The sequence below is a fragment of the Flammeovirga yaeyamensis genome (assembly GCF_018736045.1).
Classification (GTDB): Bacteria; Bacteroidota; Bacteroidia; order Cytophagales; family Flammeovirgaceae; genus Flammeovirga; species Flammeovirga yaeyamensis.
This window is the reverse complement of record NZ_CP076133.1, coordinates 774,356-797,555: the sequence shown is the minus strand read 5'-3', so window position 1 is coordinate 797,555 and position 23,200 is coordinate 774,356. Positions and strand designations below refer to the sequence as shown.

Genomic DNA, 23,200 nt, shown 5'->3' with positions numbered 1-23,200 from the left:
AGATGAAATTGAACAGATTATTATTTTTGGTTCCCTTGATTTTTTCAGCTTGGGGATGTCAAAAAACAACAACAACAGAAACGACAGCCACTCAAAAACCCAATATCATCTTTGTATATATGGATGACTTGGGGTATGGCGACATCAGTGCGAATGGTGCGACAGAATTAAAAACACCTCACATGGATGAATTGGCAAACGGTGGAGTAAACTTCTCCAACGGTTATGCTTCTTCTGCTACATGTACTCCTTCGAGATATGCGGCCTTTACAGGTGAATATCCTTGGAGAAAAAATGCACAAATCCTTCCTGGTTCAGCACCAATGCTAATTAGTACTGAACAAATGACTCTTCCGAAAATGTTACAATCGGCAGGTTATGAAACAGGTATTATTGGTAAGTGGCACCTTGGTTTAGGTACGCACGACAAAAACTGGAACGAGCATATCTCTCCAGGGCCAAACGAAGTCGGCTTTGACCACTCTTACATCATGGCAGCCACTCAAGACCGTGTACCAACGGTATATATCGAGAATGGCGACGTGGTTGGTTTGGACAAAAACGATCCTATCGAAATCGACTACAACAAGAACTTCGATGGCGAACCTACAGCATTGACTAATCCTGAGATGTTGACTATGAAGTGGCACCACGGTCATAACAACTCTATCGTGAACGGTATTCCTAGAATCGGTTTCATGAAAGGTGGTAAATCGGCACTTTGGAGCGATGTAGACATGGCAGATCATTTCTTAGGTAAAGTAAAAGAATTTATCTCGGAGAAATCGAAAGGTGATAAACCATTCTTCCTTGCTTACACAATGCAACAACCACACGTTCCAAGAACGCCACATCCTCGTTTTGTAGGATCATCGGGAATGGGACCAAGAGGTGATGTAATTATGGAAGCAGATTGGTGTATTGGTGAGTTATTAAGATCGATCCGCAAAGCGGGTATCGAAGAAAATACTTTAATTATCTTCTCATCTGATAATGGTCCTGTATTAAACGACGGTTATTATGACGATGCAGTAGAATTAATCGGTAAGCACGATCCTAAAGGTGGTTTACGTGGTGGTAAATACTCATTATTTGATGCAGGTACACACGTTCCATTCATCACTTACTGGAAAGGAAAAATTCAACCTTCAAAATCAAATGCTTTAGTTTGTCAGATGGACATGATCAACTCTTTAGCCGCTTTAGTAGGTAGCGATATCAAAACTTCAGATGCTGAGAACGTTCTTCCTGCTTTACTTGGCGAAAGCAAAGTGGGTAGAGAAAGCTTGATTTTGGAAGCAAATACAAAAACATCATTTAGAAAAGGTGACTTTGTTCTTATCCCAGCCTATAAAGGCAACAAATTGAATAAACAAGTGAATATTGAGCTTGGGAATTCAGAAAACATACAGCTATACAATTTGAAAGAAGATCCTGCACAAACGAAAAACATTGCAAAGGAAAATCCAGAATTAACTCAAAAGTTAATGAAGGAATTTACTGCAATGCGTGGTGCTAATTTCTCTTCTTCGAAAGAATTAGAATTACAGTAATTCTTGACTAGGATTACTATTAAAGACTAACAAAAGGAACTGCTGAGAGGTGGTTCCTTTTTTTGTATAAAAAGCTTATTTCATGTAAATGGTCATAATCTATCGATATTATATGCTTGTTACATCTTTATCCAATTTTAAAAAAAACACAAAGTCATTACTTAAAAGTGTAAAGTCAAACTTTGAGGAACTTATCATTACAACAAAAGAAGCCAATTATGTAGTGATTGAACAAAATGAATACAATGCTCTAATGGAAACTCTTTATTTAATGAAAGATAAAGAAATGATGGAGGCTTTAAATTCAAAAGATGATAAATCAACAAAATACGATTCTATAGGTGACGCATTCGAAGACTTGGGAAGTTAATTCTAATACTAAGAAGTTGATATTTCATTTCAAAAAAATTTGATTTTTTTCTTCATGACCCTCAATATCGATTGAGTAATTCATAACATTAAAAACTCCTTGAGATCCAATAGATGGATAATTCTTAAATGGATCTTTTTTACCAAAACAAAAAGAAGGGATAAAGCCTTCTAAAGGGTCATCATTAATATTTACATATACACCTAGGTTGGTATGTCTAATTACACTTCCAAAAACTTTAGAACCTTTTGGGTACTTTCTTTTTGTGAGATCCCAATCTATTCTAGGCATTTTATTAACTTTTATGCTTAACCATAATTCCCATTTATTCTCAAAAGAATTATTATTATAACCTGTAACTTTAAAAGGCATTTCAAAACCTATTTCAGGATAAAAGCTAGGAGTAGTGTCATTTATTATATTATGATTCCCCTTGTCATTATTTAAATGAAATTTATCGTAGTATTCCATACCAAAATCAATAATTGGAATAAAACCCTGTAGATCTTCATCTTTCACATCTATAAAAACTCCAAAAACTGTATGTTTTATAATTTCTCCTCTAACTATTCCTCCTATTGGATACTTCCTTTTTATTCTTTCCCATTTATTATTCATAAAGCTATTAATTAATACCCATCTTTATGATTTTTTCTATTGACATCTAAATATCTCCCACTTTTTTTATCTTTATATGTGTTTTCAAATCTTCCAGATTCAATGTATTTATATCTTTCTTCTGAACAACCTGTTAGAAAAATGATTAAAAATAAATAGATAAACTTTCCCATATTATTCCTCATTACAATAATTCCAAGCTTCTATCAGCTCATGGTTCTTAAAGTAAGTACTTCTTCCTAAATCAAAGTAGCTTTCACAATAATCTGCTACTACCCATTCTTGATTTTTATTCTCTAATAAAAACAAGATCTTCACTTCACCTTGGTTTTTAGTATCGACATAATATTGAACAATGGCTACTTTTTCCTCATTGCTGATCATTTTGGTCGAAGCCAACCATTGAACATCAGCGTTTTCTCCATATTCATGGATGAATTGCTTATTAGTTACAATAAAGGAAGAGACTAATTCATAAGAATTAGTATTGTCATTAGACTTGATCAAAGAGATTCCTTCAAAGAGAATAAAAATAAAGGAGATAATAAATAGATACTTTAAGTACTTCATTATTTTCGTTTTTTAATTACTGAAACAAAGTAAAAGGCTTTTTAATATCATAACCCATTTCCACGACTTCTTCATAAGACCAACTGCCCCAATTTTGTGGAGGTTTTATGGAGTCATTTGCAGAGATTACACCAACACTAATACCAGGATTATGTATAGAAAATTCTACAATAATTTTTTTGGGTATCCTTTTCTTTGAATATACTTCGACTTTGTAAATCTCTTTTCCCACCTTATATTTATAAAATCTTGGATTATTTTTAGGTTTTAAATAATAAGGCACAATATATCCTACAGTATATCTGTAAGTAGTAATAAAATAGAAATTAATAAACACTGCTATAACAATTATATTTACAACAATCCCTATCATGTTTTTTGTCCGTTTGCTTAGTTTTACTTTCATTATTGGTTTTGGTGATTAGTTCTGTTATTTGTTTTAATTAAGTTCTAAAATTAGAAATTTTGCTTGCCTTAAAAACTGTTTTTTTATTTTAATTGCACTAAATCAAAAAATTCATCTTCTCTGTAGTAAACCTCATCATTATGTTTAAAGCCAATACTCCAACTATAAAAAGAACAACAAGTAGTTATTGAAGGGTAAAGGCCTTTAAATTTTTCCTAATATTTATACTCTGGACCGAAAAAAATAAAAGTAAAAATCCATGAAATAAACGCAATCAGCATTTGTAAATAAAGTATTCTGTATTTTCTTCTATATTTATTAAATACTTTTAAATCCTCATTAATGACAAATTTTTTATTATCATTAATGGAGTAATAATATAAAAATAGAATAAAATATAACATTATTACTGACTCACATATAACAATAACAATTTTGAGTGTTTCTTGAAAATTATCATCATACAAAACAATAAAAAATGATGCTCCAATTGATCCTATTATAGTATGCAAATAATAAAGAAGATCTATTATTATAGTATAAAAATAAACTGTTCTATCTTTATTACTAAAAGATAAATTGTAATAATGAATGCTATACATTTCATCGAAATATTTCTTTAACATAGTCTATTGTGATTTTATAAGTTTGCTTATTATTCTTGGTTATATAAACTCCGTCACACAACTCACTTCTTTACCATCAAAAGCCACTCCTACTAACATCACCTCTGTTTTATCATGTTCTTTTAAGGTAGTAATATATTGAGATGTGTGAATTTGTTGCATGGCCTCTTTGGCCAATTCGTTTAACGCTGGAGAGCTTTTCTTAAGCTTTTTAAATTCTAGAACCCAACCTCTTTTATCATTATTATCTTTAGGATAAATGAGTAGGTCTGCTCTTCCTAAGCCTGTTTCTGGATTAGATTTCACGATAAATTTATTCGATAAATGAGCCATGAGTCCTAAAATAAAAGCGTGATATACTTTTTCTGGAAGTGAACCTCTATGTTGAATATCATTAAAGCTAAATGAAGTCAACATGTATTTTGATAAGGCATCTTCAAACTCCAAAGCATCTTGTTCTAATAATGCTGCTAAAATAGAACTTTCACTTACTTCAGTAGAACGACTTAACAATCTTTCCAGCATTTGTTTATAAACCACACTTACTTCTTTATTGGGTATTTTTAGTCCATGAGAAATAGTGATATCTTCTTGCTTTGTATATGCTTTTGTGAGGTAACCATTGAACAATAATAATCCCAATACTGTTTTTTCTTTTCCAGCATCTAAGTCTTTGAAAATTGTAGTCTCTTCGATCTCACATTCCATTACCTGTCCATCGATAAAGCCTGTTAACTTTTTCTCTAAATCAGCATTTGCATTGGTTAGTAATTCTTCAATTAATTCGTTTGCGGAAGTGTTCACCCAATAAGGTCTGAAACCTTGAGTAGGTTTGTAAGCAAAATTTATAATCGACCAAGGATTGTATATATCATTACATTCTCCAAATGAATAGCCATTGTACCAAGACTTGACCTCTTCGAACGAAATGCTTATCCCACTATCAGATAGTAGTTTTTGAACCTCTCCTTCAGTTAATCCAAATTTGTCAGCAAAATTGAAATCTAGGATGGAATTCACTTCCAAGTTATTTAGTCCTGAGAAAATACTTTCTTTAGCTACCCTCAGAATTCCGGTAATGATCCCTTTGAATAAATAATCATTATCCTTAAATCCACCTGACAAAAATCCACGCATGAAAGAAATCATTTCTTCATAATAACCCGCTTCCCAAGATTTAATGATACATGAGTCGTATTCATCAATTAAGATGATGACTTTTTGATTATATACTTTATATAAAATTTTAGAAACTGATTTAAAAAAGCCTTCTAAGGCTACCTGTTTCCAATTCTCTTTTCTTAGAGCATTAAGAATATTTCTCTCCGTTTGAGATAATTTATCTGAAAGAAGTATCTCTTCATTATCTTCTAACCATTCAATACAAAGCCTATTGATATTCTCTAAAGCTTTATCGTAAGAATTCTCTTTTACATCTTTTAAAGAAAGATAAATCACCGGATATTCCCCTTGATGTTTCCAAGCTGCAGACTGTCTAATTTTTAGGTTATCAAAAAGGGCCTTGTTTTCTTCTGCTTTATTAATATCAAAAAATGCATGAAGCATCGACATATTTAATGTCTTTCCAAATCTCCTAGGGCGTGGTATTAAAAGTGAAGTGGCGTTACTATCAATTACCTCTTCGATCAATAAAGATTTATCTACAAAGTAGTAATCATCTTGAATCACCATTTTAAAATTTGATATGCCAATAGGGAATTTCTTCATGTTTAAATCTCTTTTTTGTAAAGATATAAAATTATGTAGGAATTGATTATGCAGACTTATTTGAATACCTTCATTGTTGAATAAAAAGCAAACTATACTTACAAATGAAAAAACAATTCATATATCATGATATAGATTCTATAATCAAACCTTTGTTTGTCTCTTTTCTTGCTCCGTTTTTGTTCGGAATCATTCTTTCACAATTCATTGAAAATTTAGTATATAATGTTTTGGGAGGTTTAGGACTTTTCTTTATCATCTTTCCTATTGCACTATACATCATTACAAAAAAGAAAAATAAAGAACATCTAAAGTTAAATGTTGATGGCTTTTTCTTTAAAGAAAAGAAACACTATGATATCAAAGATATTGATTATTTTGATTGGGATTATACTGTAAATACAGGAATGAGTCGTGCTAGAAAATACGTGATTGTCTATACAAAAAGAGATTTCAAGAAGATATATGATGCTTCTTGCACAGGGATACACCTCAATGACTTTGCTATTCAAGCCAATAGATACATAATAGAGGAAGTCCAAGCTTCAAAGGGCTAAAAAACACTTTTCCCCCCTATCGATCCATAATTTTTTCCCTACTACATTACCGTTACCATCAATTTAAAGTGACTGATTAAATATCCCCCCTACTTTATTCGTTATTTCTCGCCATCTTATTAGTGTAATTTTTACAACTTTGATAAATGAATTAATAACTACGCATTGTTTTATTAGACGTACAGACCAACCACGCTTACTCTTATTAAACAATTCTATCTATCAACTTGATGAAAAAAATGAAATTACTTTACAGACTACAATTACTTCTATTGGGACTGTGCCTACTTTTTTTCGGCTCAGTCAATGCACAAACTTTTTCAGGGGGAACTGGTACAGCAGGTGATCCTTATCAAATTGCTACCGTTCAAGATTTATTAGACCTTTCTGGAGCTACCGAGATGTGGGGTGCTCATTACCAACTTACGGCCGACATCGATATGGATGCACAGACATTCACTCCAATCGGTTGGAAAGATGCTGGTACAGATCACACATTTAAAGGTTCGTTCGATGGTAACTATCATATCATCCAAAACCTAAACATCACACCACATGCTGACCAAGCAAAATTAGGTGTTGGTTTTATTGGGTTTATGCAAGGTGGAACCATCAAAAACTTAGGTTTGGTAAACGTAACAGCCGATATGAGACCGGAAGGTATTGAGAGAGTCGGTGGTATTGTGGGGCATTCTGAATGGAATGCAACCATCGAAGGCTGTTTTGTTGTTAACGGTAATTTTACTGCTACCGGAAATGTGGGTAGTATCGTAGGTTACTTGGTTGCTAACAAGGTAAACAACTGCTTTGCTGATGCCACTATTAATGCCAATTGGGGATTGAATGGAGGTCTCGTTGGAAACGTTAAAGATTTAGCAGATAATGGAATCATCACAAATTCTGTTTTCTATGGAACTGTTCTTAGAGGTTACCCTGCTATCGTTCCAGAAGCCGATTTCCCGCAAGATGGAAGAGTATTTGATATTGCTGGATTGTACAGTATATCAACAACTGGACAAGAAAATACGCACCCTGCTGTGACAGTTTTGAGTCCAAACGCAATGGCTATTCAGTCTAACTTCCCAGAATTAGACTTTACTGATACAGGAGCTTGGGAGATGAGATCAGGTTCTTACCCTGTACTTAAAGGTTTCCCTGCAACTGCATATGATGACCTTCCATCACTTCTTGCAGTTCCATTAAAAGTAACCACCGATGGATCTACAGCCCTTGCAGGAGCAAAAGTAATGATCAACGGAAACGAATATACTACGGCTGCAGACGGTACAATTGATGCCGTTTTGGTTGCTGGAACCTATGAATATACCATCTCTGCAGATGGCTATATTTCTCAAACAGATAATCTAGAAATGTCAGAAGGTGGACCAGAAAAGGTCATCACTTTAATTGCTGAAGGTGTATCCACTTATGATGCAACACTGACTATCAGAAACAATAAAGGCAATGTAGTAGAAGGTGCAGAAGTGCAACTTACAGATGCAAGTACTTTTGATAAGACGTTAACTACAGACGCAAACGGACAGGTCACTTTCGAAACTTTGGTCGCTGGAACATATAATTATTCTATTACTAAAGAATTGTATATCGACAAAACTGGAAGTCTTGAAATTGTAGATCAAAATATTTCTCAAGAAATTGAATTCACTATCGATAATAAGGCGCCAGTCGCTATGGTTGGTGATGATCAAATTGTCTCTACAGGAGATGTAGTTTACCTTGATGCCACAGGTAGTTACGATCCTAACGGAGATGAAATGTCTTTTGAATGGGTTGAACCATCAGGCATCACTCTTTCAGATGTATCTGATCCTGCACCGTCCTTCACCGCTCCAAATGTTGATGGAGAAGAAGATTTTGTTTTCAAATTAACGGTAAGTGATGGAGCATTGGAATCAGAAGAAGTATCGGTGACGATTACTGTAAAAAATGAAATTGTAAACGGTACAGAGTTATTGACAAACGGAAGTTTCGAAGACGGTTTATCTACGGGTTGGGTAGGTCTAGACGCTTATGCTACTTCTACAGATGTTGATCAAGAAGCAAGTGGTACGACAAGTTTAAAGATGGAAACATCGGCTAAAATTGATGGTGTCATTACAAGTGAAGATGCTTATTTCCCGTTAGTCATTGGCAAAAAATACAAATTCTCTGGTCGTGTTAAAGTAGAGTCGATGAATGTTACTGTATTAAACTTCCGTTTAATGCCAGGAGGTCAGGGGAACTGGTTCGATCAAGCAAAATTCTCGATGACAAAACCATCTATAGATTGGGGCGATATTCAACCCATTATGAATGAGTGGATGGAGTTTGAGAAGGTGATCACCATTCCAGAAGGTTTTGGTAGTGCAAATTTAGGTGAGACAATTTTATCTCAATTGCATATCCAAAGTTCAGATGATCCGGTCACAGAAGTCATCTTGTTAGATGATCTAAGTTTGGTAGAATACGATATCGACTTTGTATTATCAGCAGGTGATGATCAAACGGCTCAAGCAAGTGAAACTGTAAGTCTATTAGCTTCACATAACTCAGGTGATGATTTCACTTTTGAATGGACAGCCCCTGATGGTATCACTTTATCATCTACTGATCAATTAGGTACATCTTTCCAGGTGCCCGATGTCATTGAAGAAACAAAAGAATATACTTTCACATTTACAGCCACAAAAGGTAGTTTATCAGTATCAGATGAGGTAAAAGTAACAGTCACTCCAGAAGTAACAGCCAATGCGGGTGTGAATCAAACAGTCACTGCCGGCGATGAAGTGACTTTAGATGGTTCACAATCTGTACCGTCATCAGCCACTTTCACTTGGTCAGGTCCTGGAAACATTCAACTATCTGATGTAAACGCGAAGCAACCAACGTTTACCGCTCCTTCTGTTCAAATCAATACAGACTTCACTTTCACATTAAATATTGAATACAACAACGTCACTTCTTCAGATCAAGTAACCATTACCGTTCAACCTGATGGTGAGTTTGTTCAACCAATTGCAAATGCGGGTCAAGATCAAACAGTAGATGCAGGTGATGCGGTTTCTTTGGATGCGTCCAACTCACAAATTCAAGGTGGTACTTTCGAGTGGATTGTTCCTGCTGGAATCACTTTAGATGATCCATCAAGTTTAAATCCAAGTTTCACTGCTCCAGAGGTGGAAGTGATGACAAAATATACTTTCGGTTTGAAGGTTACAGCACAAGATGTTGTAGTAGTAGATAATGTGGTGGTGACTGTTCTTCCAATTGAATCGGATATAGAAGATCCGACATCAATTCAAGATCAAAAGAAAGTGGTCTTACGCTACTTCCCTAACCCTACTAGTGGAGTGGTTACATTAGAATTGAATGAAAGAACTGAGGTAAATATTCTTTCTTCAATGGGACAAGTATTAAAATCAAATGTATTGGGTTCAGGAGTGCAAAAAGTAGATCTTACTCCTTACCATACAGGTATGTATATCATACAATTGAAGAATAGCTCAGCTACTACTAGCTTAAAAATATTAAGACAGTAATCGCAAAAACTAACTTCAAACACACTTATATTTCAAATCAATATTATATACCGGAGTGGAGGATTCTACTTCGGTATTTTTTAATTTTAGATCATGAACAAACTTATTTTTATTCTCCCTTTAATTATTGGTTTAATTGCTATCTCATTAAAGGCACAAGAACTTGACAAGTTACAATGGTCATCTGTCGATCAACATCAAGTAGTTGGTGGTAGACATGAGACCACCTTTACACTCCATAATGACAAATTCTATTTGATCGGTGGTCGAGAATCAAAAGCTGTGGAGGTCTTCGATCCATCCAACAATACTTGGAAAAAGTTAGGCGAAGCTCCTTTCTTTATGCATCATTTTCAAGGTGTATCTTATCAAGATAAAATTTATTTTGTGGGTGCCATGAAAGGTAACTACCCAACTGAAACACCATTAGAGCATATTTGGACCTATCAACCAGAAAAAAACGAATGGAAGAAAGAAGGTATCATTCCTAAAGAAGTCAGAAGAGGTGGAGGAGGTGCCGTGCTATATCAAGAAAAGATTTATTTAGCTTGCGGTATCACTAACGGTCACACTTCCGGCTGTTCCAACCGATTCGATGTCTACGATCTAAAGTCAAAAACATGGACTCAATTAACTTCCGCTCCTCATTTAAGAGATCACTTTAATGCTATAGTGGCCAACGACAAACTCTATTTAATAGGTGGAAGAAACAGTAGTGTGCACCATAAAAACAACTTCACGGCCTTCTTTAAATACACCAATCCTTTTGTTGATGTTTATGATTTCAAAACACAAAAATGGATCACTTTGGAAGACAAACTTCCTTACCCAAGTGCTGCAGGAGGTATCGTTAAACTAAACCACTACTTGATATACATGGGTGGAGAAAATGCCCTACCAAAAGCATCCAATAAAACCCAAGTATTTGATATTACTACAGAGCAATGGTCTCAGTTACCAAATATGTTAGAAGGAAGACATGGAACAAATGCAATTCTTTACAATGAAGAGGTGTATGTTTTTGGAGGGAGTCCTGTGAGAGGAGGTGGGAGAGTGAATACGATGGAGAGGTTAGGGAGTAGGTAGCAGGTAGCAATTTAGTTTTGGAGAGGAAAACCTAAAAAATAGGCTACTTTTTTATCGATTTCCATCATGACATGTTTTGGTATTGCTCTATGTGTTTTTTTATCCGCTAAAGCCTAATCTAAACGGTCTTTTGATAATGTTGTGATTCGAGTAATCATAGCACTTGAATTATAAGTAAGGTTTCCTAAACCTCTCAGGATTCTTTTTCAATAATATTGGAAACTTTATCAAAATCTTTAGAAAACTTTTGATCAAAAGCTTTAATCGCTGCTGCTTCTTTGGCTATTACATATTCTATCTTGACTTCCCTTAGTTCATTTAACTTGTTAATTGTCAACTCTCTTACAAATTTGCTTGGATCAACACCCGTAGATTTTATTTGGTCCAAATATTCATCTGAAATGCTTATGGTAATTGTTTTTGACATAATCAAAGTGTTTAATTAAATGTACACATTTTATCTTACGATGTAAAATCACTATTGTTTACTACCAAAACTACATCACACAAAATACTTATGATTATCTTGCGACCATGAATTCAAACTTCGAGAACGAATACTTTGGTATTGGTATACAAAACGGGAAAACTCCAGAAAATTTAGGAGTGTTGTGGAGATCGGCTCAAAACTTTGGTGCAAGCTTTATTTTTACCATAGGTAACCGCTATGCGAAACAAGCAAGTGATACCCACAATGCCGTTAAATCCATCCCCTACTACCACTACGACACCTTCGATGACTTCGTGAATAATATCCCTGTCGGAACAAGGATTGTCGGTGTAGAGCTTTCTGACAAGTCAGAAGACCTCGAAACATTTAAACACCCAAGAAGATGCGTCTACTTACTCGGAGCAGAAGATCATGGACTTTCTAAACAAGCCATGGAAAAAAGTCATTTATTGGTAAAATTCAATTCTCCCAAAAGCTTGAATGTGGCTGTTGCAGGAAGTATTGTGATGTATGATCGAAGCCTGGGGAAAGAGAGGATATAGAAATTAGGAGTTAGGAATTAGGAGGTAGGAGTTGCTGAATTGACGGAAGTCATAACTAAGAACTAAGGAAGTAAGAAACTAAGGGGGGTACTTTATTTTTTGGTGGTTGAGTATCAATAGCCAAATAATTTATTACTGGGGATATGTTGTTTGAAGTAAGAGGTAAGAGGTAAAAAGTAAGGGATGGTTTTGTGTGAATTGATTGGTTGTGAATTAAGACTAAGTATTTTCCATCATACAAAAAAGAAAATTAAAACTCTCCTTTCCGAGGTCGGGAGACCTCTAACGTTTTCAAGGCACAAATGACGCTGTCGCTTAACATTTGAGCCAGAGGGACGAACCACCCACATCTACCCTCAACATCTCACGTTTTTCATTTTTAACTTTTCATTTTTAATTGAATAAGAGACAAAATCTTCTCACAATCTTTCTCAAGAATATTCCTCCCAATATGTATCGTTTTTGTTTTTGATCGAAGACTAACTCCATTGTCATAAAAACCATAAATTGTTCTGTAATAAGAATCTACACCTTTTCTTGAAGGTATAGAAATAGATCTAAAAGCACTTCTAATTCGATTACTGAAAAAAGGTCTAATCTGAGGATGAACAATTACTTTGCATTGAATTTCGTCTATATCTAAAACTACATTTGCTATAGGTAAACCGAAGAGTGTTCTTTTGTATTCTAATATATTTTTTGTGATTTTAATTTCTTCATCACCATTTAATAGCCATATTTCGTGGATAATGAATAATGAAATGATAGATAACATTATTAGTCTAATTACAACAAAACCTTGAAGACCAACTATAGCACCGCTCCACATCATTAGAAATAAGGCTATAAATACTAAAGTAAAACCAATGTTATTTCTTTCGGATGCTATAGATATCTTAATAGATTGTTTGCTTTCTTTTATTGAGATTCCCATTTCTAAATGATGTAGTTTTTTTAAGAAACGCTTTAAGTTCAAAACATCAAATTACATATTTTACATCATACAAAAAATAAAATTAAAACTCACCAATCCGAGGTCGGGAGACCTCTAACGTTTTCAAGGCACAAATGTCGCTATCGCTTAACATTTGCGCCAGGAGGTGTATTACACAAACAACCTACACGTCGACCCTCAACATTTCACGTTTTTCATTTTTAACTTTTCATTTTTAATTTCCCATAAAAAAGCCCTCAGGTCACCCCAAGAGCTTCTCTGCAAAAACCAATGTTTTTACCTCCCTTTTTTTTACATCACTTGTCCTGATAGTTCAATTTTGAAAGCGAAAGCATGTGCTCCAACTTTCTCTGGTAATTGAATTTTCAGACCTTCTTCTTCAAGAGAGTAATTAAGTTTGGCATCGCTGCCCAATAGCTGAATTGATTTGATTTCTTTGTCTAGGATATTTTGAGATTTACCCAAGCTTTTCACTAATAAGTGATCTTCTTTTGGCCAATCCAATGCAATTGCATACAAGTTGTTTCCTTTTGTAGTGAAACGAATATCTTCTGCAACAGCCTCTTTGTTTTTGTGTTCGCTTAAGTGACCTTCCTTAATTTCTTGAGGACCTTCACCGTAGATTTTAAACGGACGAGTATCATAAATTGCTTCTCCGTTGATGGCAAACCATTGCCCCATTTCTTTTAAACGAATGACTACTTCCTGAGGAATTTCACCATTGGCTTTTGGAGGGATGTTCAATAATACCGCCCCATTTTTTGATACTACATCAACTAAAAAGTCCACCAAACGATTGGTCGATTTGTATTTCGGATCGTTGATATGACACCAAGCTTTCCAATCGATGGAATCGTCAGTTAACCAAACGAAAGGTTGTTTGTCTTTCATTCTAGAACGCTCTAAATCCAATACCGCAGTACCTTCTTCAAGGTCGTGGAATTTGTATGTACAAACCACTTCTTTTCCCCACTCTTGAGCTTTATTGTAGTAATGAGCTAGGAATTCTTTTCTGTAATCCTCACCGATAATGTCCATACGGTTATCGAACCAAATAATATCCGGCTCGTATTTATCCATAATCTCATCCAAACGAGCTAACCACTCTTTGTTGAACTTCTCATCTGGAAGCGGATCACTTTTGGTTTCGGCCATATTAAATGTTCCTTTCGGAGTCCAAGGGCCATATAATCCCTCGTATTGAGGATCACCTGCATCTGTATTTTTATCCCATGTAGTGTACCAAGCGTACATCCAATGTCTGTGGTAAGTGGCAATAAACTTCATATCTTGACCTTTTACCGCCTTTGCCATTTCACCAACGATATCTTTTTTAGGACCCATTTGTACAGCATCCCAATCTGTTAATTCAGAATCCCACATGGCAAAACCATCGGCATGTTCTGCTACTGGACCTGCAAACTGAGCACCCGCTTCTTTAAATAATTTCGCCCATTCTTCAGCATCAAAATGTTCTCCTGTAAACTGAGGAATGAAATCTTTATAACCAAATTCACTTAATGGGCCATACGTTTCTTCGTGGTATTTACGCACCGGATGTCCATCATTATACATATAATGCGAATACCATTCTGTCTCGTGTGCAGGCACCGAGTAAGGGCCCCAGTGGAAATAAATACCGAATTTTGTATTCTTCCACCACTCCGGCACCTCATATTGAGATAGCGATTCCCAATCGGCCTCGTATTTAATTTCACTTTGCTGTTGTACAGCTTCTTTAGGTGAACATGCAGCTAGTAGCCCTGCCAATGCTCCCATGATTAAATATTTCTTTTTCATTGAATATATTTCTGTTGGATTGAAACCTAATTTGGAGGGAAAGTTCGATGAGAAATAAAGGAATAAATATTTCTCATCGAACTGGGAGGAATTAGTTAAACTTAATGTCAGCTAGGTTACATAAGAAGCCATCAGTGCCTTTAAACACCACAAATAACTTATCTGTAGAGTTAATGGAAGCAGCTACTTCTGATGTCAAAGATGACCATTCCTGCCATCCACCTGTCGATTTGATATCGAATCTTGCTAGCATCTCTCCGTTCACACTGTTCTTTCTTAATTCGATAGAACCACCATCATTTACCGATGCCATATTGATCGTCACTTGTTTTGGTTGACGGTCAAATATCAAGTTGTTGTACATCACGTAATCGCCATTTTCTATGTAGCCGATATTCTGACCACCAAGACGACAAGGCTCTAGGTTTACACCTTCTTGGTCTGAGAAATTTGAGGCTTTAAATCCGCCAAACGCATTGTACATTTTCTTTGCTTTATCAGAAGTGAAAGCAATTACATCACCTTCTTGAACAGATGTAATATCTTCTGATAATTCACCATTGATATAGCATTTGCCTTTCACTAAAGCATGTTTCGATAACTGAGGAGTTTCTGCCTTAAACTCTTTCAAAGTATAAAGTTTATATGCTTCGATATTCAATCTTTGATGCATCTCGTTGAATAACTTTATATCCGGAGTTTTACCTACCAATACTTCATCCTTCTTCATGAACTGTACCCAATCCAAAGCCAAGCCTTCTGTATTTCCTCTAAAGATGAAGTTCAAATCCTGCATACCTTTGGTTTTGAAAAGTACATCCGTTTTTACCAATCTCCACTCACCTTCTTTCATTTTAGGAAGCTTGAATGTGGCCATTTTTTTATTGCCTACAAATAGATCTACCTCTGCTTCATTAATAGCACTTGCGAACAATGCTACTTGAGTAAACTTCTCTTTTTCAAAATCGATGTCTTTAATGGCTAACTTAGTGTGCTCAGAAATTCTTTTCACGACCCAATTAGGTTGTTCTGCTCCAGTTTTCTCCACTTTAGCGTTTTCCATTACACTATACTTATCCACTTGAATGGCGTCTTTGGCAAACATCTTACTGATACCTCTGTATGTCGCTTTAATCTCAGGAATGTTTCCTTCTTCATCAAAATAAACTCTATCGGCACAAATTGATCTTCTATGTTTGTTACCCGATAAATCCATGTGATGATAGAACAAGAACCACTCACCTTTATATTCTACAAATGAGTGATGGTTGGTCCAACATCCATCTTTCCAACGTTCTAATACTTTTCCTTTATAAGTAAAAGGTCCTTTTGGACTATCGCCTACAGCATAGGCAATTTCTTCTGATCCACCCGGTGCATGTGGGAAAGTGAAATAATACTTTCCTTTACGCTTAAACATAAATGGACCTTCTTTATATTTTGGAGGTAAACCTTGTACTACTTGAGGTTTCGTTTTAATGGTTTTCATATCTTGGTTTAACTCCACCCAAAATAGCTTTTCACCGCCACCATAGTAAAGATAAATTCTGCCATCATCATCGATAAATGCATTGGGATCGATACCTTCGATACCTTCAATGTAATGGGTTTCTGGAGTGTAAGGACCTGTTGGCGTATCTGCTACCGCTACACCAATTCTTCTAAATTTACTTTTGTCCTTTGGCATTGCAGGGAAGTAGAAATAATATTTCCCATCTTTTTCAATACAATCAGGAGCCCACATTCCGTAACTGTCTTCCTCTACCCAAGGCACAGTGTTATGTGATAGAATTTCGCCATGGTCAGTCCAATTCGTTAAATCCACCGTAGAGTACACATGATAATCAGGCATACAGAAACCGTTATTCCCTTTGATCTGTGAACAAGTGGTATCGGATGATGGAAACACAAATAACGTATCGTTAATGACTCTTGCAGTTGGATCTGCAGAAAAACGATGTGTAATAAATGGGTTTTGTGCTTGGGCTAATGCGCCCCAACATAACCCAATAAGCAATGTTAATTTTCGTAGATTAATGTTCATAATTAATATTCATTTCAGTCAAAAAAGTATTTTTAGAAGGACGTTGCCCTGCAACGTCCGAACAAAAACTCATCAAGATTAGAATCTTTTATGTGATAGATTAAAGTTTTCGAACCAAAGCCACCCAATCGTCATCGAAAGTTGGAGAGCTACCCAAGGCCACTTTTTGCCCTCCAGTAATCACTTTCACCTTCGCTTTTATCAAATCGCCACCTGTTCTTGGATTGTACCATCTTACAGAATATTTCCCTTCTTGATCCGATAAATCAAGTACAGGATTTCCGCCCTCTTTCAAATAGACACAATACGTATCACCTTCTTTAGCAAATACATAACTATCTTTACTATCCACCAAATTGTTTTTGGCTTTCATCTCTGTAAATGGTAAGTACTCTTGGAAAAAAGAAGTCGCTACATAGGTCATGTGCCAAATACGATCTCTCGATCTCCAATCCTCACAGTTTAAATCGTTATGAGGGAATTTGTATCCGAAGTAATGCTCAATACCAGCACCACCTGCCATCAAATTGGCCCAAATCACATCCTTTCTAACAGTATCTTGTTGTGCAGGGTAATCGTCAGGCAATACACCATGACTCGCAGGTCCAATCTCGTCTAACCAAATCACCCACTTTTTACCTTCTTTAGCAGATGCTTTTCTCCACTTCTTAGTTACTTTATAAGTATCCTCTAAATGATGCACTTGGAAAGAAATACCATCCAAGGATTTATTTCCTAATAGAGGAGTTACTGTATTTTCGTGATCTTTAAGAGACGGTAATGTATGAATCACCACCGGGTTTCCATAAGGATCTAAGTTCTTCATATACGTGATCATAGTATTTCGCATTTTTGCCGTCTGACCTACAGGCGACCAATTCGTGATACCGTTCTCTTCACCCATGTTCCAAATTATACCTGGATGATGTGCAAAACGAGCTACTAATTCTCTGTAATACAATTTTCTTTGAATACCTGTGTAACCGATATCCAATAGATTTTCGTTTTCAGTTTCTTGAGTAATTACATGTTTTACCAAACCCACTTGATCCATATGAGTAAATACTTTTTCCCACTGGTCTAGCTTACTCACGTTAAAACGATAACGTTCAAAACTTTCCGTCCAAGGCCAAACATTATTACCATCACCTTGTACATTCATTGTAAGGAAGTAAACTGTATTTATTCCTGTTGAAGCCATGTAATTCATTGCTCCAATTAGTGCTTTTCCTTTTCCATCTTTCCAAGTCACATCTCCTTCCTTCCAATCTTGAATATGGTTTTCGAATTTGTGTTTCTTTGATGTTTGATCAAATTCATGATACCCTAAAAGATCTTCTGGAGAATTTACACCACCTTTGATAAAATATTCCTTGTTGCCTTCAAATTGAAGGTAATGTGTATCTGTAGGTAGTAAACGACCTTTGGCTCTTAAATCTCTACCCGATTTATCCGTCTGATCTACATTAAAAGATCCTTTTGTTCCATCAAAAGATACTTTTTCAGCTTTAGATATATCATCAGCCACTGCTATATTTTTTCCTTTCACGAAAGAGGCGGTGTAAGACCACTCTCCTATCTTGTTGGGAGTAAATCTCACTTTCCATTTGTTCCCTGCATCTGCACTTGTTTCTCCAGCATTTCCATCGGCAGCATAAAACCCAGGAATTACAAACTGAACATCTCCATTTGTAAAGGTGACGTCCAATCGGTAATCCAAAAACGGATTAACAGGATCTAATTCTGATGTTTTAGGCCCATCGAAAGTAATACTTACTTTATGACCTACTTTTTGTTCTCCAGAAATAGTTTGTGCATTCGATAAAATGCCTGTTGTTAGTAATAAAATGATTAATAAATTGGTTCTCATTGCTATTGTTGTTTGCTTTCCCATACTCTAAAATACTTCACACGGAACTCTTCATTCAAACGATTATCGTCTGGCAATGCTCCAAACCATTTGTTTGATTCGTTATTGAAGTTTACTTCAAGTGGTTGATGCCAATGTGTGTTCTCTGCTTCTCTAAATAATACTCCATCAATATAAAAACGGATGTATTCTTTTGTCCACTCCAAACCCCAAACATGATAATCTTTCTGCAATTCCACAGGTATGTAATATTTCTTCGTTCTTGAGAAATGTTCTGTTACGTTTCCTTGATCTTCAGGTGCTCTAAATACGTGAATATTTGAATTTAAATCGTGTCTATTGTATTCAACTCCAGGGTCATTTTCACAAATATCGATCTCAGTCCACCAATCTTGGCTTACGTTTGTCATCCAAAAACCCGATACCCAAGGAGCATCCATTAATTGCATTTCTGCTTCAAAATAACCATATAAAAACTTGTTCTTACTTTTAATAAAGCCAGAGGTATGTGTATATCCTTCTGGTAATTCTTCCTCTCCATGCTTATTGATTCTAAACACTGCTTCACCATTTTCTATGGCCACATTACTTCCATGGAAATACGTTGGCTGACGTCCCTTCCACTTCGGATTGTTTGGATACCATCTTTTTTCATTGACTGCTTTTCCATCGAACTCATCAGAGAATTTCTTCAACAATTTCCATTGCCCATCGTTGTTCTGATCTGAAAGTGGGAATTTATTGTTTACTCTTTCAACAGCATTTTCTATCGCTACTGTATCCACATAATTTTTTGGTGGTATCGTTAAATTTTGAGCATTTACTGATATCACTCCTAAAAAACAAAGACCGAAGAAGGTCAATAAAAATTGGTTTGTTTGCATGTTTATAAGATTAAATTCATTTCGAAGCTAAGGTAATTATTGATTATTGAGGATAAAGTAAAAAAATTATCGTTGAAGGGGGGTGAATTTTAAATGGCATTATTTTAGACTCTATATCCATAAATACTTGATAAAACTACTATGAAAAATTTTCAACATTTAAGAAAAGTACTTATGGGAAGTGCGATCCTATGTACTCTATTTACAAGCTGTAGCGAAGACGAATTAGCCAATCTTAAAGACTCTGATGCAGTATTTCAAGAACAAGAAGGGATGATTGTAGTTGAAGTAGAAACAACTCCTGCAGAAGAAGGGTGGACAGAAAACACGGCAACGGCTGGATTTACCGGCACTTCATATTACCAAAATTCTGGTGATGCTCAGATGAATAATCCGGGTGAATCTATTCTGGAATATAGTGTTCAGATAAACACTCCAGGCACCTACCGTTTCATTTGGCACAACAAAGTAAATGAAGGTGATAATACCACAGAAGCCAACGACAGTTGGTTAAGAATTCTTGGTGCACATGATTTTTTTGGGAAGAAAAATGCCACAGTAAAATATCCTAAGGGAGGGACGATGGTACAGTCAGATAAGATCGTAAACGGAAGTTCCAAAGATGGCTGGATGAAGGTCTTTTGTTCAGGAACCTTAGATTGGAGTTGGGCCACCAGAACAAGTGATCATGAAGGGTTAAATATTTATGCTACTTTTAACGAAGCGGGAACGTATACTGTACAGATCTCTAGAAGATCGACAGGGCATGCGATTGATCGATTTGTTTTGTATAATGAAGAAATCGTTTCTAAGGAAGAGGCGGAGGATCTATCAAATGCTGAGTCTAGATAACGACACTATTTAATATTTAAAGAGGCTGTCTCAAAATTCAATAAAACCTCGTATCATAATACGAGGAAAAGTGGATAAATGAGACATCCTCTTTGTATATCAATTATTTCCAGACTTTTTTATAGACACGCATCACATTACCTCCGTAGATTTTTTTGATCTGCTCATCCGTATAACCTCTTTTCCATAACTCGTCCGTTACTGCTGGTAAAATTTTAGCCAATTCTCCACAGCCATCAGCTCCTTTGTTAAATGCATTGACCATATATCCATCGTCATCATAAGAGGCTGCGTTTTGTTTTACAAAACCCATTAGAATATCTAAAGTAAACATATCATCAGTTGCAATTCCTACATGATCTTCTCCTATTAATTTCACATAATAATCGATCATATCGGCACAGTGTACTGGAGAAATATCGTCAGGCCAAACACCATCCATCATCCATTCTGTAAATGTTGGGCTAACAACACCTCCAGACTTAGCAGCTAATTTTGCTTGTTCGTCTGTAATGTTTCTGCAGCAACCTCTTTCCGTGGCATCCGGTAAGTTTTTGTACAAACCTTCTGGTAGAGAATGAGTATATACAAAAGGAACACCAGGATACTTCTCTAACATGTAATTCGAAATATCTACTGCCGTATTACGTCCCGTATGACTTAAATCGACAATAATACCTTGCTTAACCATCTCGTCCAATACTTTCTTTCCCCAATCGGTTAAGCCTCCATCTTTTCCTTTATAATAACGCATTACACCATCGCCTGTACGATAAGCACCATTATATACCAATTGCATACTCGAAACACCCATTCCTCTTAAAGCAGCAATTTTAGTAAGATCGCCATTTAAAATAGAAGTTGTTTGAGAATTAAAGATCATGGCATATTTTCCTTCTTTATGTGCTCTATGAATATCCTCTACATGATGCACAAATACAAACTTATCTGGTGTCTGCAACATGGTTGATCTCCAAACATTGTACTCTTTGATCCAATCTTCCCAGGTAAAATAAGTGGCTGCCAAAGTAGCTGAAGCACCTGTAATCCCTGTTTCCATTGCTCTATCAATGTAGTCATGCAGATGTTCTGGTTTGTTCCAACCCACACCATAAGGTGATGCATAAAAATCAAGTGAAATGGTTTCTTTCACAAACTTTTTAGCCTTATCAGATGCTTTCCAAGTTTTTGCTCGATCACTCAAAGGGGAAGATGAAGTAAATAAAACAAATAGTCCACATAATAGTGGTAAGAGAGTGTATTTTTTCATAACAGTTCAGTTTATAATGTTATAAGGTCATCCTACCTCTAAATCCAAAATAGAAAAGGTTATCTTCAGATGGATTAAAAGTAGGATTTCTGATGTATTGAGCACTTGGAGTAATCTCGAAGTGCGCCGATAAATTAAATCGATAAAATATTTCTGCGGTGTATTGGTCTTTTACATCGGGAATATTCGGTTCGTTCCAACTAATTGATATCCCTAACATATCATAGTTTCTAAAACGAAGTCCATGTCCAATTTGAACATCTTTTTTGTAGAAGGTATTTTCTCCAACTCCATTAGAGAAACCAAATCGGAAATAAGGAGCAAAACGTTCGTTGAAGAACCAATGAGATGAGAAGGCCATTCCTTGTCCCTGACCAATAAAATTGTCACTCAAATTAGTATAACTAGCAGAATTCCATGCGGTAAGAGAGATTTTCTTAAAGTAACGTTCTGCGAAAGTTGGTACATAGCCCACTTCTAAAAGGTAATTGTACTTTCCTTGATCAAAGTATCTACCCACATCAAAAAAGTCACCGTCTTCAAATTGATCCCCGTAAACATCGACCATTCCAAACATCACATATAATTGCTCTGTAGGTCGAATAGAAACAACTCCTCCTAAACCCTGATTACCCCAATTCATGGTTCCGGAAACGGAAGATCCAAAACCCATAAAGTGTTGCCAAGGAATAATCAATCCATGAAAATTAAAATAGTTGGTAATGTCTACTTTACCTACCACAAAAGCCAAACGATTATCGAAGAAGTTCTGTTGCCAATTAAATTCTAAAATTCTGAAGGAATACCTTCTGTACCCTGCAGCAGGCAAACCATAATAACCCGATTCGCCAATACCATGAAACATAGGTGATGTAGCATCTTTCCCATTATAGTTATGACGGGAGTTCATCTTAATATATAACGTACCTGTATTTTTTCCTTTCTTACGATTCGCTAAGGTCCATCCCAATTGTAAATCCAATATTCCACCTGCTGCATTTGGATTGTTATCAGACGTTATTGTTTCTGAAGACCTCAAATATACTCCGGTATAATTGATCCCGAATTTTATACCATGGTCTTTATTGATTTTGTCTTTCCAAGCATACCAATCCTTCATCACTCGGATAGGGTAACGGTATTCAAAAGTATATTTATTATTGTTTTCTTCTAACTGTCGCCCAACAGATTTAGGACCACCCATAGGGTCATTGTTTTCATATCCCTCCTTTGTATTTGTTTTGTCAGTTTGACTAAAAACACATATCGGGAGTAATAGTAAATAGGAAATTATTAGAATTTGTCTCATTAGATTGTAGAAAGATGTAGAAGTTTGGCTTTACACAATCAATTTAAAAGTTATTTACCAAAACTGAAAATTATCTATAGTTTATTGCAATACAAATTAATCATGCTCTCAAAATAACTTAAAAGATTGTTTATCAAAGGTTCTCCCTTGAATCTTATGGTATTTTTGAT

The 23,200-nt window shown here is 35.6% G+C and carries 21 protein-coding genes; 7 read left to right on the top strand and 14 right to left on the bottom strand.

Annotated elements, in window-relative coordinates:
* Window positions 1–2: 2 nt before the first annotated feature.
* Entirely contained in the window at window positions 3–1,553 is a 1,551-nt protein-coding gene (locus KMW28_RS23275; protein WP_169661996.1) for a sulfatase family protein, read from the top strand.
* A gap of 112 nt (window positions 1,554–1,665) precedes the next feature.
* Window positions 1,666–1,923: a type II toxin-antitoxin system Phd/YefM family antitoxin gene (locus KMW28_RS23270; RefSeq protein ID WP_169661997.1), complete on the top strand. Its 258-nt coding sequence runs from the start codon at window positions 1,666–1,668 to the stop codon at window positions 1,921–1,923.
* A gap of 24 nt (window positions 1,924–1,947) precedes the next feature.
* On the opposite strand, the gene KMW28_RS23265 is transcribed toward KMW28_RS23270, so the two are convergent.
* From KMW28_RS23265 to KMW28_RS23240, 6 genes are all read right to left on the bottom strand, one after another.
* A complete protein-coding gene (locus KMW28_RS23265) occupies window positions 1,948–2,541 on the bottom strand; it encodes a hypothetical protein (protein ID WP_169661998.1) in 594 nt (197 codons plus the stop codon).
* Between the two features lie 11 nt (window positions 2,542–2,552).
* A complete protein-coding gene (locus tag KMW28_RS23260; RefSeq protein ID WP_215585965.1) occupies window positions 2,553–2,714 on the bottom strand; it encodes a hypothetical protein in 162 nt (53 codons plus the stop codon).
* Between the two features lies 1 nt (window position 2,715).
* A complete protein-coding gene (locus tag KMW28_RS23255; RefSeq protein WP_169661999.1) occupies window positions 2,716–3,111 on the bottom strand; it encodes a hypothetical protein in 396 nt (131 codons plus the stop codon).
* A 16-nt stretch (window positions 3,112–3,127) separates the two neighbouring features.
* Window positions 3,128–3,517: a hypothetical protein gene (locus tag KMW28_RS23250; RefSeq protein WP_169662000.1), complete on the bottom strand. Its 390-nt coding sequence runs from the start codon at window positions 3,515–3,517 to the stop codon at window positions 3,128–3,130.
* A 215-nt stretch (window positions 3,518–3,732) separates the two neighbouring features.
* A complete protein-coding gene (locus KMW28_RS23245; protein ID WP_215585964.1) occupies window positions 3,733–4,143 on the bottom strand; it encodes a hypothetical protein in 411 nt (136 codons plus the stop codon).
* 39 nt (window positions 4,144–4,182) lie between these two features.
* Window positions 4,183–5,871, bottom strand: coding sequence for an AAA family ATPase (locus KMW28_RS23240; RefSeq protein ID WP_169662001.1), 1,689 nt, complete (start codon window positions 5,869–5,871; stop codon window positions 4,183–4,185).
* 104 nt (window positions 5,872–5,975) lie between these two features.
* On the opposite strand from KMW28_RS23240, the gene KMW28_RS23235 reads away from it, so the two are divergent.
* The 3 genes from KMW28_RS23235 (at window position 5,976) to KMW28_RS23225 (ending at window position 11,053) form a co-directional block, all read left to right on the top strand.
* A complete protein-coding gene (locus KMW28_RS23235) occupies window positions 5,976–6,428 on the top strand; it encodes a hypothetical protein (protein WP_169662002.1) in 453 nt (150 codons plus the stop codon).
* A gap of 239 nt (window positions 6,429–6,667) precedes the next feature.
* Complete coding sequence (locus KMW28_RS23230) at window positions 6,668–9,967, top strand: PKD domain-containing protein (protein ID WP_169662003.1); 3,300 nt, start codon at window positions 6,668–6,670, stop codon at window positions 9,965–9,967.
* Window positions 9,968–10,060: 93 nt separating this feature from the next.
* Window positions 10,061–11,053, top strand: a complete 993-nt coding sequence (locus tag KMW28_RS23225; protein ID WP_169662004.1) for a Kelch repeat-containing protein — start codon at window positions 10,061–10,063, stop codon at window positions 11,051–11,053.
* Window positions 11,054–11,246: 193 nt separating this feature from the next.
* On the opposite strand, the gene KMW28_RS23220 is transcribed toward KMW28_RS23225, so the two are convergent.
* Complete coding sequence (locus tag KMW28_RS23220; RefSeq protein WP_169662005.1) at window positions 11,247–11,480, bottom strand: hypothetical protein; 234 nt, start codon at window positions 11,478–11,480, stop codon at window positions 11,247–11,249.
* A gap of 107 nt (window positions 11,481–11,587) precedes the next feature.
* On the opposite strand from KMW28_RS23220, the gene KMW28_RS23215 reads away from it, so the two are divergent.
* Window positions 11,588–12,046 carry an RNA methyltransferase gene (locus KMW28_RS23215; RefSeq protein ID WP_169662006.1) on the top strand — a complete coding sequence of 153 codons (459 nt, stop codon included), beginning with the start codon at window positions 11,588–11,590 and terminating at the stop codon, window positions 12,044–12,046.
* Between the two features lie 379 nt (window positions 12,047–12,425).
* On the opposite strand, the gene KMW28_RS23210 is transcribed toward KMW28_RS23215, so the two are convergent.
* The 5 genes from KMW28_RS23210 to KMW28_RS23190 all read right to left on the bottom strand — a co-directional run bounded on the left by KMW28_RS23210 (window position 12,426) and on the right by KMW28_RS23190 (window position 19,599).
* Window positions 12,426–12,980 (bottom strand): hypothetical protein, encoded by a 555-nt coding sequence (locus KMW28_RS23210; RefSeq protein ID WP_169662007.1) that lies wholly within the window; start codon window positions 12,978–12,980, stop codon window positions 12,426–12,428.
* A 312-nt stretch (window positions 12,981–13,292) separates the two neighbouring features.
* Window positions 13,293–14,801, bottom strand: a complete 1,509-nt coding sequence (locus KMW28_RS23205; protein ID WP_240972480.1) for an alpha-L-fucosidase — start codon at window positions 14,799–14,801, stop codon at window positions 13,293–13,295.
* A 91-nt stretch (window positions 14,802–14,892) separates the two neighbouring features.
* The gene (locus tag KMW28_RS23200; RefSeq protein ID WP_169662008.1) at window positions 14,893–16,845 is read right to left on the bottom strand and encodes a family 43 glycosylhydrolase; all 1,953 of its coding nucleotides are present in this window, start codon (window positions 16,843–16,845) and stop codon (window positions 14,893–14,895) included.
* A 100-nt stretch (window positions 16,846–16,945) separates the two neighbouring features.
* A complete protein-coding gene (locus KMW28_RS23195) occupies window positions 16,946–18,715 on the bottom strand; it encodes a DUF5060 domain-containing protein (RefSeq protein ID WP_183363886.1) in 1,770 nt (589 codons plus the stop codon).
* Window positions 18,716–18,717: 2 nt separating this feature from the next.
* Window positions 18,718–19,599 carry a family 16 glycosylhydrolase gene (locus KMW28_RS23190; RefSeq protein ID WP_169662010.1) on the bottom strand — a complete coding sequence of 294 codons (882 nt, stop codon included), beginning with the start codon at window positions 19,597–19,599 and terminating at the stop codon, window positions 18,718–18,720.
* Window positions 19,600–19,740: 141 nt separating this feature from the next.
* On the opposite strand from KMW28_RS23190, the gene KMW28_RS23185 reads away from it, so the two are divergent.
* Window positions 19,741–20,451: a hypothetical protein gene (locus KMW28_RS23185; protein WP_169662011.1), complete on the top strand. Its 711-nt coding sequence runs from the start codon at window positions 19,741–19,743 to the stop codon at window positions 20,449–20,451.
* Window positions 20,452–20,554: 103 nt separating this feature from the next.
* Here KMW28_RS23185 and KMW28_RS23180 read toward each other — a convergent pair whose 3' ends face one another.
* Together KMW28_RS23180 and KMW28_RS23175 are read right to left on the bottom strand one after the other, a co-directional pair.
* On the bottom strand, window positions 20,555–21,721 hold the full coding sequence (locus KMW28_RS23180) for a dipeptidase (protein ID WP_169662012.1): 1,167 nt from the start codon (window positions 21,719–21,721) through the stop codon (window positions 20,555–20,557).
* A gap of 19 nt (window positions 21,722–21,740) precedes the next feature.
* Window positions 21,741–23,030, bottom strand: coding sequence for a carbohydrate porin (locus KMW28_RS23175; protein ID WP_169662013.1), 1,290 nt, complete (start codon window positions 23,028–23,030; stop codon window positions 21,741–21,743).
* Window positions 23,031–23,200 lie beyond the last annotated feature (170 nt).

Coding starts and splice junctions, on each gene's coding strand:
- KMW28_RS23180 (WP_169662012.1), bottom strand. CDS start 21,721: ATGAAAAAATACACTCTCTTACCACTATTATGTGGACTATTTGTTTTA.
- KMW28_RS23215 (WP_169662006.1), top strand. CDS start 11,588: ATGAATTCAAACTTCGAGAACGAATACTTTGGTATTGGTATACAAAAC.
- KMW28_RS23270 (WP_169661997.1), top strand. CDS start 1,666: ATGCTTGTTACATCTTTATCCAATTTTAAAAAAAACACAAAGTCATTA.
- KMW28_RS23235 (WP_169662002.1), top strand. CDS start 5,976: ATGAAAAAACAATTCATATATCATGATATAGATTCTATAATCAAACCT.
- KMW28_RS23275 (WP_169661996.1), top strand. CDS start 3: ATGAAATTGAACAGATTATTATTTTTGGTTCCCTTGATTTTTTCAGCT.
- KMW28_RS23255 (WP_169661999.1), bottom strand. CDS start 3,111: ATGAAGTACTTAAAGTATCTATTTATTATCTCCTTTATTTTTATTCTC.
- KMW28_RS23200 (WP_169662008.1), bottom strand. CDS start 16,845: ATGAACATTAATCTACGAAAATTAACATTGCTTATTGGGTTATGTTGG.
- KMW28_RS23265 (WP_169661998.1), bottom strand. CDS start 2,541: ATGAATAATAAATGGGAAAGAATAAAAAGGAAGTATCCAATAGGAGGA.
- KMW28_RS23230 (WP_169662003.1), top strand. CDS start 6,668: ATGAAATTACTTTACAGACTACAATTACTTCTATTGGGACTGTGCCTA.
- KMW28_RS23260 (WP_215585965.1), bottom strand. CDS start 2,714: ATGGGAAAGTTTATCTATTTATTTTTAATCATTTTTCTAACAGGTTGT.
- KMW28_RS23250 (WP_169662000.1), bottom strand. CDS start 3,517: ATGAAAGTAAAACTAAGCAAACGGACAAAAAACATGATAGGGATTGTT.
- KMW28_RS23240 (WP_169662001.1), bottom strand. CDS start 5,871: ATGAAGAAATTCCCTATTGGCATATCAAATTTTAAAATGGTGATTCAA.
- KMW28_RS23195 (WP_183363886.1), bottom strand. CDS start 18,715: ATGAGAACCAATTTATTAATCATTTTATTACTAACAACAGGCATTTTA.
- KMW28_RS23175 (WP_169662013.1), bottom strand. CDS start 23,030: ATGAGACAAATTCTAATAATTTCCTATTTACTATTACTCCCGATATGT.
- KMW28_RS23220 (WP_169662005.1), bottom strand. CDS start 11,480: ATGTCAAAAACAATTACCATAAGCATTTCAGATGAATATTTGGACCAA.
- KMW28_RS23245 (WP_215585964.1), bottom strand. CDS start 4,143: ATGTTAAAGAAATATTTCGATGAAATGTATAGCATTCATTATTACAAT.
- KMW28_RS23210 (WP_169662007.1), bottom strand. CDS start 12,980: ATGGGAATCTCAATAAAAGAAAGCAAACAATCTATTAAGATATCTATA.
- KMW28_RS23185 (WP_169662011.1), top strand. CDS start 19,741: ATGAAAAATTTTCAACATTTAAGAAAAGTACTTATGGGAAGTGCGATC.
- KMW28_RS23205 (WP_240972480.1), bottom strand. CDS start 14,801: ATGAAAAAGAAATATTTAATCATGGGAGCATTGGCAGGGCTACTAGCT.
- KMW28_RS23190 (WP_169662010.1), bottom strand. CDS start 19,599: ATGCAAACAAACCAATTTTTATTGACCTTCTTCGGTCTTTGTTTTTTA.
- KMW28_RS23225 (WP_169662004.1), top strand. CDS start 10,061: ATGAACAAACTTATTTTTATTCTCCCTTTAATTATTGGTTTAATTGCT.